This is a genomic window from Gilliamella sp. wkB7 (genome assembly GCF_001693435.1).
In the GTDB taxonomy this organism is placed as follows: domain Bacteria; phylum Pseudomonadota; class Gammaproteobacteria; order Enterobacterales; family Orbaceae; genus Gilliamella; species Gilliamella apicola_N.
Window position 1 is genome coordinate 1,652,740 of the sequence record NZ_CM004509.1, and the last position, 16,861, is coordinate 1,669,600.

Annotated in this window: 15 protein-coding genes; 10 read left to right on the plus strand and 5 right to left on the minus strand. The window is 31.7% G+C overall.

The window, feature by feature from the left end; all coding sequences use genetic code 11:
- Nucleotides 1-184 precede the first annotated feature (184 nt).
- Both hda and A9G17_RS07180 read left to right on the plus strand, forming a co-directional pair.
- On the plus strand, nt 185-868 hold the full coding sequence (gene hda / locus A9G17_RS07175; RefSeq protein ID WP_065738138.1) for a DnaA inactivator Hda: 684 nt from the start codon (nt 185-187) through the stop codon (nt 866-868).
- A gap of 1 nt (nt 869) precedes the next feature.
- Nucleotides 870-1,649 carry a Cof-type HAD-IIB family hydrolase gene (locus A9G17_RS07180; protein WP_065738139.1) on the plus strand — a complete coding sequence of 260 codons (780 nt, stop codon included), beginning with the start codon at nt 870-872 and terminating at the stop codon, nt 1,647-1,649.
- Nucleotides 1,650-1,718: 69 nt separating this feature from the next.
- Here the strand turns inward: A9G17_RS07180 and A9G17_RS07185 are convergent, their stop codons facing one another.
- Nucleotides 1,719-3,221: an MFS transporter gene (locus tag A9G17_RS07185; RefSeq protein WP_065738140.1), complete on the minus strand. Its 1,503-nt coding sequence runs from the start codon at nt 3,219-3,221 to the stop codon at nt 1,719-1,721.
- 300 nt (nt 3,222-3,521) lie between these two features.
- Here A9G17_RS07185 and A9G17_RS13075 point away from each other — a divergent pair, with 300 nt between their 5' ends.
- The 4 genes from A9G17_RS13075 to A9G17_RS07205 are packed head-to-tail and all read left to right on the plus strand — an operon-like array spanning nt 3,522 to nt 10,165.
- Nucleotides 3,522-5,090, plus strand: coding sequence for an oligogalacturonate-specific porin KdgM family protein (locus tag A9G17_RS13075; protein ID WP_065738141.1), 1,569 nt, complete (start codon nt 3,522-3,524; stop codon nt 5,088-5,090).
- Between the two features lie 48 nt (nt 5,091-5,138).
- Nucleotides 5,139-6,704, plus strand: a complete 1,566-nt coding sequence (locus A9G17_RS07195; RefSeq protein ID WP_081301711.1) for an SGNH/GDSL hydrolase family protein — start codon at nt 5,139-5,141, stop codon at nt 6,702-6,704.
- 20 nt (nt 6,705-6,724) lie between these two features.
- Nucleotides 6,725-7,891: a pectate lyase family protein gene (locus A9G17_RS07200; protein WP_065738142.1), complete on the plus strand. Its 1,167-nt coding sequence runs from the start codon at nt 6,725-6,727 to the stop codon at nt 7,889-7,891.
- A 30-nt stretch (nt 7,892-7,921) separates the two neighbouring features.
- The gene (locus A9G17_RS07205; protein WP_065738143.1) at nt 7,922-10,165 is read left to right on the plus strand and encodes a right-handed parallel beta-helix repeat-containing protein; all 2,244 of its coding nucleotides are present in this window, start codon (nt 7,922-7,924) and stop codon (nt 10,163-10,165) included.
- 291 nt (nt 10,166-10,456) lie between these two features.
- On the opposite strand, the gene A9G17_RS07210 is transcribed toward A9G17_RS07205, so the two are convergent.
- Complete coding sequence (locus A9G17_RS07210) at nt 10,457-11,092, minus strand: RpiB/LacA/LacB family sugar-phosphate isomerase (protein WP_065738144.1); 636 nt, start codon at nt 11,090-11,092, stop codon at nt 10,457-10,459.
- A gap of 250 nt (nt 11,093-11,342) precedes the next feature.
- Here A9G17_RS07210 and A9G17_RS07215 point away from each other — a divergent pair, with 250 nt between their 5' ends.
- The 4 genes from A9G17_RS07215 (at nt 11,343) to kdgR (ending at nt 14,688) form a co-directional block, all read left to right on the plus strand.
- The gene (locus tag A9G17_RS07215; RefSeq protein WP_065738145.1) at nt 11,343-12,515 is read left to right on the plus strand and encodes an oligogalacturonate lyase family protein; all 1,173 of its coding nucleotides are present in this window, start codon (nt 11,343-11,345) and stop codon (nt 12,513-12,515) included.
- 49 nt (nt 12,516-12,564) lie between these two features.
- Nucleotides 12,565-13,359 carry a gluconate 5-dehydrogenase gene (locus A9G17_RS07220; protein WP_065739115.1) on the plus strand — a complete coding sequence of 265 codons (795 nt, stop codon included), beginning with the start codon at nt 12,565-12,567 and terminating at the stop codon, nt 13,357-13,359.
- A 96-nt stretch (nt 13,360-13,455) separates the two neighbouring features.
- The gene (locus A9G17_RS07225) at nt 13,456-13,776 is read left to right on the plus strand and encodes a cupin domain-containing protein (protein WP_065601995.1); all 321 of its coding nucleotides are present in this window, start codon (nt 13,456-13,458) and stop codon (nt 13,774-13,776) included.
- Nucleotides 13,777-13,893: 117 nt separating this feature from the next.
- Complete coding sequence (kdgR, locus tag A9G17_RS07230; RefSeq protein ID WP_086309374.1) at nt 13,894-14,688, plus strand: DNA-binding transcriptional regulator KdgR; 795 nt, start codon at nt 13,894-13,896, stop codon at nt 14,686-14,688.
- A gap of 6 nt (nt 14,689-14,694) precedes the next feature.
- Here kdgR and A9G17_RS07235 read toward each other — a convergent pair whose 3' ends face one another.
- The 3 genes from A9G17_RS07235 to tusB form a co-directional block, all read right to left on the minus strand.
- Nucleotides 14,695-15,801, minus strand: a complete 1,107-nt coding sequence (locus A9G17_RS07235; protein ID WP_065738147.1) for an anhydro-N-acetylmuramic acid kinase — start codon at nt 15,799-15,801, stop codon at nt 14,695-14,697.
- 4 nt (nt 15,802-15,805) lie between these two features.
- Nucleotides 15,806-16,369, minus strand: coding sequence for an L-threonylcarbamoyladenylate synthase type 1 TsaC (tsaC, locus tag A9G17_RS07240; protein WP_065738148.1), 564 nt, complete (start codon nt 16,367-16,369; stop codon nt 15,806-15,808).
- A gap of 165 nt (nt 16,370-16,534) precedes the next feature.
- A complete protein-coding gene (gene tusB, locus A9G17_RS07245) occupies nt 16,535-16,816 on the minus strand; it encodes a sulfurtransferase complex subunit TusB (RefSeq protein WP_025314272.1) in 282 nt (93 codons plus the stop codon).
- Nucleotides 16,817-16,861 lie beyond the last annotated feature (45 nt).

Here is a 16,861-nt window from a genome sequence, read left to right on the forward strand (position 1 = left end):
TAAATTGTATATTTAATTATTTGAAGTTATAACTTAGAAAGTTTACAAAGTATTTTGTCGCTTTAAAATTAAATATTTTATAGACATTTATAGGATCTTATTTACTTTTCCATAAAAGTGATTGATTTTTATAAAAGCAAATTTATACTTAATACGATTCGTTTTTTTATTGTGAGGTTTCTTTATTACTCTTTCACAGCTACCTTTACCTTTTTCATTACCTAATAATGAAACTTTTGATAGTTTTTATGTAGGTGATAATCAATTATTGTTTGATTCTTTGCAAACCTTATTGGGTAAAGAGAGTTTTAATGCCTTTTATATATGGTCAGCAACGGTTTCTGGCCGTACTCATCTATTACATGCATCAAGTCAAAATAAGTTAGCCAGTTATATTCCTTTAAAACAGTATTATCATTTGGTACCAGAAATTTTACAGGGATTAGATAATTATGATTTAGTATGTTTAGATGATATTGATGCTATAGCGGGCCATAGGGATTGGGAAGAGGCTATTTTCGATTTATTTAATCGATTAACAGAAAAGAACATTACTAAGTTATTAATTACTGCAAGTGCTCCACCTAAACAGATCTCTTTTATCTTACCAGATTTGGTTTCTAGATTGTCTTGGGGGCAAGTTTATCAATTAAAAGAATTAAGTGATGATGATAAACTTAAAGCTTTACAGCTAAGAGCTCAATTAAGTGGGTTTGAATTATCAACAGAAGTTGGGTTATTTTTATTAAAACGTGTAAATCGCGATATGCGAACCTTATTTTCGTTATTAGAGAAATTTGAGGTAGCAACATTAGCTCAACAACGTAAGTTAACTATTCCTTTTATTAAAAATATCTTGGATTTGTAATATGACTAAAAAACCTGAAGCTATCGTATTTTTTGACCTAGATGGTACTTTATTTAATAGCAATATAGATCTATTGCCGAGTTCTTATGATGCAATAAAAAAACTTAAGCAAAATAATATGATACCTATGATTGCAACAGGAAGAACTCCGCTTGAAGTTGTTAATTTGATGAAAGAAACCAATATAGACTCGATTATAGGGATGAATGGACAAGTCGTTGTTTATGAAAAAGAGGTGATATTTACCAATAATATTGATAAAAATGTCATCACTCGGTTATATGAATTTTCTAGAGAAAAGAAAAATATTCCTTTGTCTTTTTATAATTACAAAACAATGCGAATTAGTGAAAATAGTCAACCAGCACAAAAATTTTATCACTATTTAAAACAAGATGTTCCTCCTGTTGATGATGAAATCTATTTAAAAGAACCTATTCAGATGTTGCTATTACTTTGTGAACAAGGTGAATCGTCTTATCGTGAGTTGTTTCCTGAGCTAACTTTTATTCGTAATACCCCTTATTGTGTTGATGTTTTTAATAATGGTGGTTCAAAAGGCAGAGGTATCAAGGAACTTTTAAAAATGAAAGGATTTGATGATGTGCCAACTTATGCCTTTGGTGATGGTATGAATGATTTAGAAATGTTTCTTACTGTTGATCATCCAATCGCTATGGGGAATGCGGTTGATGGGTTGAAAGATAAAGCTGAATATGTAACAGATACCAATGATAATGATGGTATTGCTAACGCATTAGAAAAATTTGGCTTAATTTAGAATATAAAAAAATCATCTAATTGGTTAGATTAGATGATTTATAATTGATTATATTGTTATTTATTTTTATTAATGTTGTTTAAAGCCAACATTATTGTTACCAAAACAGTTATCATAATCAAAACCAGTTAACTCTTTAACTAAGCTTCTTATTTCTGGTGTTGCATCTTCTTTTTTACCACCATTTTTTAATCTATCAAGCTCTTGAATAATAAGTGCATGAGTAGATTTGTCTAATTTCATACGATATGTGAAGAAAATACCTAATAACGCCATTCCACACACTCCTATGACTAATACTAAGTTAATTGCAGTAATTGCACTTTCTGGTTGAACTGCATCTACACCAGATACAAAACCAGAGTATTTCAATACAATACCTAAGACAAAGACAATTGTTGCGCGCATTAATTTACCCGCCATGGTCATTGCTCCAGCATAAATACCTTCGCGACGTCTGCCTGTTAGTACTTCATCGATATCCGCTAAGAAAGTGTATACGCTCCAAGGAATATAATAGACACCACCTGTTCCTAAACCGAACCAAATAGTGATACCAATAACAATCCAAGTAACATGAGGCATGTTAAGGTAGTAGACACCGATATAACCGACTACTGAAGAAATTACGATTAATATAGCAATAACAAATGGTCTTTTAAATCCACGTTTTACACACCAAGCCATGAAGAAAGCAGTTGAAATTAATTGGCAAATACTGCTTAAACTGTTCATTTGAGAAACAAAGGTTTTTGGTTGACCTAAGTTAAATACAACGAAATAAGTAAACGTTGCAGCAAATAACCATTCAGCACCAAAGCCAAATAGATACATACCTAAGTGGTTTCTAAACGTTTTTAAACGGAAAGTTGAAAAGACATCTGAAAATAATTTAACAATACTTTCCCCAAGACCAGAAGTTGTTTCATCTTCAATTTCATCAACTGATTTTTCCCAACTGTTTAAGTAAAGTAAAATGAGTGCAACTGCCATGATAGATGCGTAAGTTATACCCGTTAATAAAAATGGTAATGGTGAGTCTTTTCCATCAAATAAATAGAAAAATATGCCAGGGATAGCAGCAGCTAAGAAGTTAGCAACTTTACCAAACATTGCTTTTGAACCCGCTAAGTAAGTACGTTGATCAAAGTTTTTAGTCATCTCTACTGGTAACGTATTATATGGGATCATAATCATGGTATAGATGAATTCAAATAAAATATAGGTCGTTAAGTAATACCAAAAATTCATTCCATCAAGCCAAAGTAATGGGTAAATAATCATACATGGAATGGCAAATAAGATGAAAAATCGACGACGCCCAAATCGACGCCCAAGCTTAGTATGGTTAAAATTGTCAGTAATAAATCCCATTAATGGATTTAAAATCACATCTAAATAAGTCGCAATTGAAAAAATCAACGTTGCTTGAATTGCTGAAAGTCCACAAAAAGTTGTATAAAAGTACAATAACCAAGCAGCACTGATAGCTAATGCACCACTTCCTATTAAATTACCACTACCATACGAAAATCGAGTTAGTAAGGTTATTTTTTTCTGATTATCAGCCATAAATCTATTTTCCTTAATAATTATGAAATACTGTTTTAAAAATATTATTAAAATAATATTTAAGATCGGAAGAGCCGTCGTACAAGTTTATTTCAAAATTTTTTTTAGAAATGTGATTTTGGTAACAATTTAGTTAATGTAAAAATTACTATATGTATAGTATTAAAAACTAACATTATAAATATCATGTTTTTATTATTTTTTTAGAACTGTTTTTTTAAATTGTGATCTTATTAACAGAAAACATTAATAAAATATTAAAAAATATAAAACAGCATTTTAAAAAATAGGAAAACAATAATGAGTAATTATAAATTAAAAAAAATACCGCTTTTAATGTTTCTATCTACCTTTCCTCTCTGTAGCTTTGCTGGTTCTGGTCAAACCGTTTTTCAATATGAACATAACTGGAAATCAATGGATAGAATTCATGGAGACTCGATTAAACTAATACATAAAACTGATAATAATTGGCAATATGAATTCAAATTTGGTGTTACTGAAGGTGGAGGAAACAAACGTGATGTTTTATATGATGATATGCATGGTGGATCAGGTGGTGTCGTTATTCAGAAAAATATCACTCTTGATAATGGATGGGGATCGATAATTCCAGCATTAGAATTAGGATTTAGTAAAGATTTAGTTCTATATCAGCCAGGTTTAAAATACAGTTATAAATTTAACAGTGATTGGTCAAGCAGTATACGTTATCGCTATGAATGGAAAAAAATATCCCAAGCTGAACGCTACAAAACAGCAAAAGTGTCTGGCCAGCAAGTTAAATATAAAGCCACAAGTAATAGTGGTAGACACCGTTTTGATTGGGCATTGAACTATTCTGGATTTAAAGCATTTAACCTTGCTTATACCTTTAATTATTTCCTTGGTGATTTTACTAATAATTCTTATAAATTTTCTAAAGGGACATTTGATAAAAATAAATATATTGCTTATAACAACAAAAAAAATGATTATGAACAAGAATTTAAAATAACCTACAATTATTCAAAATTACTTCGCCCTTATTTTTCTATTTCTGATGTGTCAAAAAGTAAAACAACCGATACAAGGCAAGCTAAATTTAAAGTTGGTTTCAATTATGCTTTTGGTCAATCAAATAGTAAAGATTCCGATTTTTCCTACAAAACCTATTTCAAATATGCACACCATTATGGTTTAAGCTCTCATTATCATGGTGATAGTTTTGATTTATATGCAGATTTTGATAAAAAAGGCTATATCGGTCTTAGTTTAAATACCTATAACCAAATAAAAAATAGAATTTTATTTGATGATCTTGTTTCAAGCCATTATCAAATCTATGGTGGCTATAACTTCTATTTAGCTGATCAATGGGTTCTGACACCAAATATAGAAGTTAGATTCTATTCTGGCGGGGGTTATAAAGCTAAAAGTGTCGAAAACTTACCTCATTATCAGTTGGGTGACGTAAGTGATTCACAACGCCCAGGTGTTCGATATTCTCCAGCATTAAAATTGACTTGGTTACAAAGTGATGATGTATCGTTTTATAGTCAATATCGATTTGAATATCGTAAAGTTTCAAGAAGCAAACGCGAAGATAGTGTTCAAGGTTATGTCGATAATCGATCCCGTAATCGCTTTGATGTTGGAACGGATATTAACCTATCTCCTGATTGGAACATTGGTTATCGCTTTTCATATTTAAAAGGAAACTATGTATTACAGAATGATAAACGACATGATTATCAACAAGAGTTAGATATAAATTGGCAAGTAACGAAAGCTTGGCAAGTAAATTTTGCTGCAGAAGATGTGGCTAAAAGTGTCCATTCTGACTCAAGGGAAGTTAAATTAGCCCTAGGATTATCATATTTATTTTAATTTCAGTGAGTTAATAAAAAGTTAGGAAAAACAGTTAGTGGTGAAAAGATGATGAAGAACCCCTTTTTTGGACTTTTATTAGTTGGATTCTCAATTAATCAAGTATCAGCAAATACAATAATACAAGGTTATGCTTATGCAAATAAACCAATAGATTCATCCGTGATTATTCGTGATGCTAATAATAAAGTTTTACAAACAACCACCAATAATGATGGGTTTTATCGGCAAGATGTATCAAATCTTACACCACCACTGATTGTTTTTACGAACAAAAATTCGCTAGAACGTAAAGTGAATGGTGATCAATTTTGTAATGGTAATTGTCTGTTTTCATATGTATATACATTACAACAAGATGAAAAAAATATTGTTAATATTAATCCATTAACTGATTATTTAACGAGTGAGCTGGCTAAGCAAGTTAATCTTATTGGTCCTGAAAAATTTGTTGATAATCCGTTACCTTCTCTTGTGGAAGATGATTTATTAAAGAAAACTTATAATAAATTTCATCTATTATTTGATAAAGCATTGCTTCAAGTAGGTATTGAGGATAACTCTTTTGATCCAATTACGACAAATAGTCCAAAAATAAAAGACTTACTTGATGTTATGTTATTTAATCGAGGATATCATTCAGCAACAGGTCAAATAAGTGAAACGGTATTGCTTGATATGCGTTTTAAACCAATAAGCCAAGATTCACCTTTTGATTATCAACAATCTGTTAAACAAAAAAAAGAAAATATAAACGCAAAAAAACGTATTTTCATTTTGGGAGATTCAACAGCCTCTAATTACGATAAAAAAGTTTATCCAAGAATGGGGTGGGGACAAGTTTTTGATCAGTTTATTAATGATAAAGCAGATACGATTGTTATTAATGGCGCGCAATCTGGTCGTTCAAGCCGTAGTTTTAAAACAGAAGGTTGGTTTCACTTGATGAAGCCTTTTATGAAAAAAGGCGATTATATGATCATTGCTTTTGGACATAATGATGAAAAATGTGATAGTAGTAATCCGAAACGAGGTAAAGTGGATGTTGCTAATTTGTGTACTTACCCTAATGACGATAACAATCAAAAACAACATCCATTAAAACAAGAAAGTATGTCATTTCAATCTTCTCTGGAAGATTACCTTGCTGTGGCAAAAGAGTTAGATATGACACCTATTTTAATGACACCAGTTACTCGTTTTAAAGATAAAAATAATAAAATCGCTTATCAAAATCAGAGTAACGATCCTGTTAGTCATATGCATTATACCGCCAATAAATCAGGTTTTGCTTATTGGGGGGATTATTCCAATACCATTAAACATACCGCTAAAGTCAATCAAGTAACTTTAATTGATTTAGAATCGTTAAGTATTGACTTTGCTAATCAACATAAAGATGAATGGCAGTCTTATTGGTTAGTTATTGATCCTAATGATCCTAAATATCCCTACTATAAAAATCAAACTTCTGGCGTGATTAGCAACCCAGATGCTACCCATTTTCAAGAAAAAGGTGCACAAGAGATAGCTAAAATTATCGCGACAGCTATCAACAACGATCCTCAGTTAAAAAAAGATTTGGTTGTTGATCTTAATAAAATTCATCAATAAAAATTAAGGTATCAATTAAAATGAAAAAACTACTTATCGCTGTGTTAATTCCATTAGCAATTAACTCATATAGCTTTAACAGTTACGCATTATCACCCTCACCAATAAAGGTTAAACAGGCCCTTGATGTTGCACCTGACAATGGCTTTGGCGGATTCAATTCCGCAACAAATAGTGGAACAACAGGTGGTTCTAAAGCGAAAAAAGATATGATCTTCCTAGTAAATAATAAGAAAGATCTTCTTGATGCTATTAAGATCAACAAAAATCAGCCGCGGATTATTCAAATTTCAGGAATAATTGATGTTAGTGAAAATAAACCTTATGAAAATTTTGAAGATCAAAAATCACGTTCACTGATCAAAATTCCTAGTAATACTACATTAATTGGTGTGGGTGAAGATGCGGGTTTTATCAATGGCTCAATTATTTTATCTAGTGTAGAGAATATTATTATTCGTAATTTAAAAATTGAAGCACCAATTGATGTTGAACCAAAATTTGAAGAGGGTGATGGTTGGAATGCTGAATGGGACGGCATAAATATTATTTCTTCAAGTTATGTTTGGGTTGATCATGTCACTTTTACTGACGGTAAATTTACTGATGATATGTATCAGGAAAAAGATGGCTGGAAATATGTACAACATGATGGTTTATTAGATATTAAGCGCGGTAGCGATTTGATTACTATTTCTTATTGTTTATTTGAAAATCATGATAAAACCATGTTAATTGGGCACAGCGATAAAAATGCAGAACAAGATGAAAATAAATTAAATATCACACTTCATCATAATGTTTTTTCTGATATTACTCAGCGAGCTCCACGAGTTAGGTTTGGCAAAATCCACATGTATAACAACCTTTTTAAAGGGTCAGTTAATAAATCAAAAACAATCTATCCTTACCAATATTCAATTGGTCTAGGCTATAGAGGTAGTGTTATTTCTGAAAATAACCAATTTATGATTGATGGTTTGAAAGATCATTGCAAAGTAGCTAAACAATTTAAAGGTAATAATCTTGTAGATAGAAAATCTTTATTTAATGAATCTAAATTGAAATTATCTTCTTGTGATTTTGATGATAATTTGAATTGGTCTGTGCCTTATCAATATAACTTGGATGATATCAAACAGTTTAGCAATAACTACAATCAATTAGTTGGTAATGGAAAGCTTTAAAATTTGTAATAAAAAATGTTAGGACCCATAATGAAAAAAATATTAACTTCAATACTTTGTCTATCTACGCTTTATGCTAACGTTGCTTCTGCACAAGAATGGAAAACGATAGCCTTTGGTCAATCGACAGACTTGAACTTTGCATCGCTTATTAAACCAGAAAAAGTGGGAACCAATAATGCTTGGATAGCTGGTCAAAACGATTATTTAATTCCAAATCAATCTTATCAGTTACCTTCTGATTTTTACTTAGAAAGTCGTGGAGGTAAAATTGCTAATTCACATGATGGAATGGTAGTGTTTTATACCCAATTACCGGTTAATCAAACTTTTATTTTAGAAAGTGATGTTACCTTAGAGCAAATAGGGCCTGAAGTGGATGGTAAAACTCCTGCTGCTCAAGAAGCGGTTGGTTTATTTGCTCGTGATACAATTGGCGTTGCTAGAAGTGAACCTCAGCCAGCGGGTTATGAAGAGTTTCCTAATGCTTCAAATGTAATTATGAATGCATTAATTACTCAAAATCAAAAAAATGATAATTTAGTAAAAGTAACCGGCTTAGTACGTGATGGCGTAAAAAAAGCATGGGGTAATGAAGGCATATCAATTGAGAAAGTTGGTTATGTTGAAAATGTTAATTATGTTAATGTTAAAAGTATGCATTTAACAATGACAAGAACAGATAATCAATTTATCTTATCGATGAAAAATAATGCGACAGGTGAAGAAAAACAGTGGGCAACCAATGATTATTCAGGATTTTTAAATCAACAAGATAATAAAAATATTTATGTTGGTTTTTTTGCGTCTAGAAATGCAAAAGTTGAATTTAAAAATTCTAAATTAACGCTTAATGATGAAAAAGTTAACTATGATAAATTACCGGCTAAACCAGAAGTTATTGTGGATATTAAGCCAACTTTAACCTTATCATCACCACAAAATGTATTTAGTAAAAATTATACATTACAGTTTTTCCCAAATACTTCAGGTACGGTAACCGTTAAAGAAATTAATAAAAAATTAAAAGCGCAAACGGGTAAATTATTACAGTTCCCAACTCAGCTAAAAGAGGGTAGTAATGTCTTTACTGTAGAGTTTAAAGATAAAAGAAAAACTAATACACAAACCTTTACAGTAGATTTAAATCAATCATCAATTGAAGATTTATCTTACATTATTGTTTCACCAGAAGGTAAAAAGGATAATAAAGGTACCGAGCAATCACCAGTGGATTTTAAAACAGCCGTTAATAGCGTTGTTCCAGGTGGTGTTATTCATTTGATGGATGGCTATTACGACGGTATAACTCTTCCAGCTCAATTAAGCGGATTGCCAGATAAATTAAAAACGATACAAGCAATTAATAAACATAAAGCCATTTTTATCAATAACACATTTAAGTTAGACAGCAACTATTGGTCTATTAAACACGTTATCTTTGATGGAAATATTGATGATAAAGATAATAAGCCAGCCTATTTAAGAATTTCGGGTAGTCATAATGTCATTGATCAAGTTATTACCCGTAATAATAGTGATACAGGGCTTTCAATATCAGCCAAAAATAAAAACGAAAATAGAATTTATTGGCCATCTTATAACTTAATTCTTAACTCTGATTCTTATAATAATATGGATAAATCAGGTAAAAATGCTGATGGCTTTGCCGCTAAATTAGGTGTTGGTAAAGGGAATGTCTTTAGAGGATGTATTGCACATAATAATACCGATGATGGGTTTGATCTTTATAATAAAATTGAAGATGGTCCAAATGAACCAGTATTAATTGATAGTTCAGTCACTTATTCAAATGGTTTTCCTTTCTCTAAACCGAACATTGCTAAAGGAAGTATTGGTAATGGCTTTAAATTAGGTGCTGAAGGACAACCAGTAAATCATAAAATTATCAATTCTATTTCATTAAACAATAATATGGATGGATTTACAGATAACTTTAATACTGGTTCTTATATAATGAACAATAATATTTCGATTAATAGTGCAAGATATAATTATATTTTACGAGCTAATCCTTATGAGTTTTTAAAACCAAAGGTAACGTTTGAACATAATTACTCTATTCGTGATAGCTGGGAATCAGCAATAAAAGATTCATTTGGACCACAGATTAAAAGTAAACATTTTAAATCAGTGACCAGTGATGAATTATGGCAAAGTGATGTTGAATTTAAAATAACTCGAGATGAAAATGGTAATATTGTATTACCAAAAGAGTTAAAAACCTTAATCGAAAAAAATAAAGCAAAATAATCAAACGATATAATTAAACGACAGTGCGCTAAGTCTAATATCAGGCTTAGCGCTTTTTTTATCTTCAAATTTTCCTTTTCCAATCCAATTCCTCAATTTTTATTACACGATGTTTAATAGTGTTTAAGATTTGTTGCTAAAAAATAATTAAATTTAATAATGATATTTAATACCATTCTATTTGGATTTATTAAATAAAGAGATTATTAGAAGTAATGAGAAATGTGCCATTTCATCAATTAAGTTGAAATGACACAAAATTTTAGGATGCAGTAAATAATTAATTCTAAATTAAGCTAGTAAACTTTTGATAAAATCTGTAATCTCAGGATCTTGACTGTTTTCAAATAAACATTTTTGGAAACGTTCGCCTCTGATTGCATCTTTAAGTAATGATTGATCAATCGATTTCAAGGCTTCAATTAAACTTTTTCCTGCTGCATTTTTCATATCATTTAAAATTACGGCATTAGCGTTTTGAGATTCGCGACGCTCAGGCGGATAACCTAATCCTTTTTCGCCATCGAATGCTTTTTCAAAAATATAACGAGCATTCAGTTCTGCGCCCCAACCAAAGCCTTTAGCAAAAGCAAGTGATAAAGCATTACCATTATTCACTTGTGCAAATAAGTAAGCATCAGTAGGCTCGATACAATAACCACAGTTAACACCTGGAAATGCATTTAATGCCATTAATGCGCCTTGTCCCGTTCCACAGCCTGTGATAACAAAATCAACAGCTTTGCTGTTTAATAAAATAGCGCTAATAATACCTAAATGAACATAAGTTAATTTTTTATCATTGTCGCCATCCATACCAACATTAAAAACCGTATGTCCATGTTTCTCAGTTGCGTTTTTTAATTCATTTAAAATAATTGGATTCTTAGCTGCTTGGCTAAATTCGTTCATTAGTGCTATTTTCATAATTTCCCTCTATTTTGATTGAAATAATAACTTATTACATAACAAAGTGTTGTAATTGGTTATTAGTACATTTTACTTTCATTATAAACTTGAAAAAAAATATATCAATTTTTTTAAGTAAAATAAAACGATGTTTTAATAAATTTATTGCAATGTGATGAAAGTCACAAAATCATCAATCTTTTTATATTACTATATTTATAAATGAATATCTTTTAAACATTTGTGTATTTCTATTCAGGGAGTTTATATGGCTAAGGGGAATATCGTAAAGCTATCATATTCATCATTTACTGATGAAGATTCAAAAAATGAAATTATTCGGTTAACGCCAGAAGGTATTTTATGCCATCGCAATTATTTCTATCAAAAGTGCTTTACTAATGATGGCCAAAAGCTACTTTTTGCTGGTGAGTTTGATACTAATCGTAACTATTACTTACTTGATATTGAAAACCAAACAGCAAAACAACTAACCGAAGGACCTGGTGATAATACCTTTGGTGGTTTTTTATCGCCAGATGATAAATTTTTATACTATGTAAAAAACGAACGCAATTTACAACAAGTTAATCTTGAAACTTTAGAAGAAAAAAATGTTTATACTGTACCTGATGAATGGGTAGGTTATGGTACATGGGTTGCCAATAGTGATTGTAATGAAATTGTCGGTATTGAAATTGATAAAAAAGATTGGACACCGCTTACCGACTGGACAATATTTAAAGCATTTTATGATAAAAATCCACACTGCCGTTTAATCAAGATTAATATTGAAACGGGTGTAGCTAAAACAGTAATTGATCAAAATGTATGGTTAGGACATCCAATTTTTAGGCCTTTTGATGATAACACTATCGCATTTTGCCATGAAGGGCCTCATGATTTAGTTGATGCAAGAATTTGGTTGGTCGATCGTGATGGTAAAAATGAACGAAAAGCCCATGATAATTTACCTGGTGAGAGTTGTACTCATGAGTTTTGGGTACCAGATGGCTCAGGACTTGCTTATGTGTCTTATATGAAAGGACAACAAGAACGATATATCCGTCTTTATAATCCTGTTACGAATGAAGATAAAGAAATTATGGAGATGCCAGCTTGTTCACACTTAATGAGTAATTTTGATGGTACGCTTTATATTGGAGATGGAACAGGCAGTCCAGTTGATGTAATTGATACCAGTGGTTACAAAATTGAAAATGATCCATGGCTTTATATTTTAGCACCTAAAACAAAAACAGCACATAAATTGGTTAAGCATAATAGTACATGGCGGGTTTTAGATGGTGATCGTCAAGTGACTCATCCTCATCCATCATTTTCACCTGATAATAAATACGTTTTATACTCATGTGATGCACAAGATGAACCCGCACTTTATTTAACCAAAGTGCCAGCTAACATATTAGAAGAAATGTGATAGACCCTTTTTGTCTATCATAACGATAACGGAGAATATAATTATGTCGATTTTAAATAAATTTTCACTCACCAATAAAATAGCGCTGGTAACGGGCGCGTCTTATGGCATCGGTTTTGAGATAGCAAAATCATTAGCAAGTGCTGGAGCGAAAATCGTATTTAATGATGTGGTACCTGAAAATTTACAAAAAGGGCTTGATGCTTATAAAGAGGCTGGTATTGATGCACATGGCTATCTATTTGATATTACAGATGAAGCGGTTGTTGAAAAATCCATTGCTCAAATTGAAAAAGAACATGGTGTGATTGATATTTTAGTGAATAATGCCGGCATTATTCAACGTAAATCAATGCTTGAAACAAGTGCTGCTGATTATCGAAAAATTATTGATATCGACCTTACAGGTCAATTTATTATGGCAAAAGCGGTTCTTCCTTCAATGATCAAAAAAGGCAGTGGTAAAATTATCAACATCTGTTCAATGATGAGTGAGCTTGGTCGTGAAACGGTTGTTGGTTATGCCTCCGCTAAAGGTGGTTTAAAAATGTTAACTAAAAACATCTGTTCTGAATTTGGTCATGCTAATATTCAATGTAATGGTATTGGTCCGGGTTATATTGCCACACCTCAAACTGCACCATTACGTGAAAAACAAGCAGATGGTTCTCGTCACCCATTTGATCAGTTTATTATTGCTAAAACACCTGCAGGACGATGGGGGACCCCTGATGATTTAGCTGGTGCAGCCGTATTTTTAGCATCTGAAGCTTCAAATTTTGTCAACGGTCATATTCTTTATGTTGATGGTGGTATTTTGGCTTATATTGGTAAACAACCTTAATTAAATAAGCTTAAAAATTAGTTAATTTAAGAGATAATAAAATAAAGATATCTTTTTATTATCTCTTGTTTATTTTATGAATTTAGGAGTCATGTCATGTTTTGTTTTAATTCGGATATTGAATTAATTGATTTAGGAAATGGCGTTAAACGTAAAGTTTTAGCTCATGATGGTAATATGATGGCGGTTGAAGTTCATTTTGAAACAGGCGCTATTGGTGCAATGCATCATCACCCACACGAACAACTCACTTATGTTTTATCTGGTGAATTCGAATTTACTATTGGTGATGAAACCAAAATTGTTCGTACTGGCGATACGTTATATAAAAAACCTAATATTGAACATGGTTGCGTTTGCAAACAGGCGGGTGTTTTGCTTGATATGTTTACTCCGCAGAGATTAGATTTTTTATAAAATAGCTAGTAACGACTCATTATTAATTATGATATACTTTCGATAGTTTTGATTTGTTCTAGTTGATCGTTTAATAATAGAATAATGACTAATTTTTAGTAAGGAGATGTGCTAATAATGAATGATAGCTCACCAGAATCGGTTGCTTCGGTTTTAAAAGTTTTCGGAATTTTAGAAGCTTTATCTGAATCTAAAGACATCGCTATATCAGAATTATCGCAAAAAGTAATGATGCCAAAAAGCACAGCTTATCGATTTTTACAAACCATGAAATCATTAGGTTATGTTAATCAAGAAGAAGATTCAGATAAATATTCTCTTAATTTAAAATTACTTGATTTAGGTAACCGTGTGCTTTATCACCAAAACTTCTTAGCTATTGCTGATTTAGAGATGAGAAAGTTAAGGGATAAAACAAAAGAAACGATTCATTTAGCCGTTCGTGAAGGTGACCAAATTATCTACATTAATAAAGTGGCATCAGAACAATATAGTCTGTGTTTAACGTCTAAAATAGGTAATCAAGCGACTGTTCATGCTAGTGGATTAGGTAAAGTATTATTAGCTTGGTTAGATGATGAAAGCAAAAAAAGTTTAGTTGATAGTATAGATTTCGTTCAATACACACCTAAAACTATTACAAGTAAAGAGGCATTTTTTGCTGAACTTGATGAAGTTAAACGTTTAGGCTATGGCAAAGATGATGAAGAATCTGAGCTTGGTTTACGTTGTTTTGCGGTACCCATTTATAATCGTTTAGGCAATATTATTGCTGCCTTAAGTTTATCAACCTCAATTTTTAGATGCAGTACTGAGGAAGATGAAGCTAAACTAGTGAGTGAAATTAGTCAAGCTGCAGCAAAAATATCTGAATTAATTGGTTATAATAAGCAGTCAAAATCATCAGATTAAAGATAATTATTGATAAATAACCCCTAAACTTACTGCTTGGCTTGCTCCTGTTACTTCTGGAATATTTGATGGAAGATTATTGATTTTACAATAAGCAAGCCAAGCAAAAGCAATCGCTTCCATATCATCACCATTTATGCCTTTTGTATCCGTTGTTAATACTGTCCATGACGGAAGCAATCGAGATAAACGTTCCATAAGAAGAGGGTTTTTTGCGCCACCTCCACAGACTAACAGCTCACAAGATAATCTATTTTCTATCGGTAATTTCTTTATTTCATTGGAAATAGATAAAGCAGTCAACTCAACTAAAGTTGCTTGGATATCTTGCGCAGCTAAATTGAAGCCTGCTAATTTATTGTGTAACCAAGGTAAATTAAATAGTTCTCGACCCGTACTTTTAGGTGCAGGCATTTGAAAATAATTTTCCTTATAAAGATAATCTAATAAATCTTGGTTAATGTTCCCCGTTTTTGCCCATAATCCATCTTGATCATAGTTTTTACCTAGCAGCTCTTTGATCCATCCATCGAGTAATACATTACCTGGACCTGTGTCATAACCTATTACAGGATATTGAGGTATTAAAACAGTGATATTACTTATTCCTCCAATATTAAGTATCACACGATTGATATGTGGATCTTGCAATACTGCTTTATGAAAAGCTGGTACCAGTGGTGCGCCTTGACCACCATAAGCCATATCTTTACGGCGAAAATCTGCGATAGTGGTTATGCCTGTTTGGGCTGCAATAATATTGGCATCTCCAATTTGCATGGTAAACGGATTTGTGCCACTTGGTGCATGGTAAATGGTTTGCCCATGACATCCTATAGCTATAATTTGGTGTTTTTTTATCTGATTATCTTTTAAAAATTGATTTATGCTATCAGCAAAAAGCTGCCCAAGTATGTGATCAATTTCACCTAAATTTTGCAATGAGGTTTGTTTGGTTTCGCATAACGTCAGTAGAAGTTGTTTTAAATGGGCTGGAATTGGATAACAATCACTAGCGATTGATGTAACTTTTTTTTCTGTTATATTCACTAAAGCAATATCAATACCATCCATACTGGTACCAGACATTACACCAATATATAAATTTTGCATAATGTTATCCTTGTCGAATGATTTTACCCGTTCTTATGTCTCTAATTTCAGAAGGTTGTAAGCGATGACCGGTTTCACCTTTTAATACAGGAAAATCGTCCCCAAATTGTCTTTTGACTTCAAAAACAGTTCGACAGGGATTATGACCTGAAAGATTAGCACTTGATGAAACGAGTGGTTTACCAAATAGATCACAAAGCTGACAAACTAAAGGATGATCAGTGACTCGCACCGCGATAGAATCAAATTTACCTGTTAAAAAATAGGGAGTCGTTCTATTTTTGGGAAAAATCCAAGTGACTGGTCCGGGCCAGCTCGTAAATGCTAACTGCTTTTGTTCTTTATTAAGGGATGAATCATCAATATAAGGGAGTAATTGTTGATAATGACTTGCAATTAAAATTAGTCCTTTATCGATTGGGCGCTGCTTTAACTTTAGTAGGGTTAGTACAGCAGCTTCACTGTTAGGATCACAACCCAATCCAAAAACAGCTTCGGTAGGGTAAGCAATAACATCACCCTTTTTTAAACGATCATTACATTCTGATAGTGTTAATAAATTTGTCATTAAGATTTAAATGTTAATTAAAACGATTGAAAATTATATTAAACCTAGGGATTTAGATTTGCAAATTAGCTGAGATTAATTTAAAACATCACAATTATCGATAATAAAACAAAGTGATTAAGATAATTAAAACTGACAGTTTGGGCTGGTTTACAAATAACCTTATTATTGCCAATTCATTTGTGGGTAATTGATTGCTGTTAATTCAACTGCTTGCTGCATATTGATAATTTTGACTCTTGGATCAATAAATGGCTGTAAACCACGTGCTTGAATATCATTATCAATAATGTAGCAATGTGCAGTTTTCTTGATAATTTCATTCAATAATGGATTATCTTGTAGCGCAATAATCACACCGTTTTGCCAAAATAAAACGGCATCTTGTTGCGATATTAATTGTGTATCTACGATTGATTGGTTAGCGGTTGAAATAGTATGTAACATAATTCTCACTTTTTATACTGAAACGTATAGTTAACCTGAAACTTT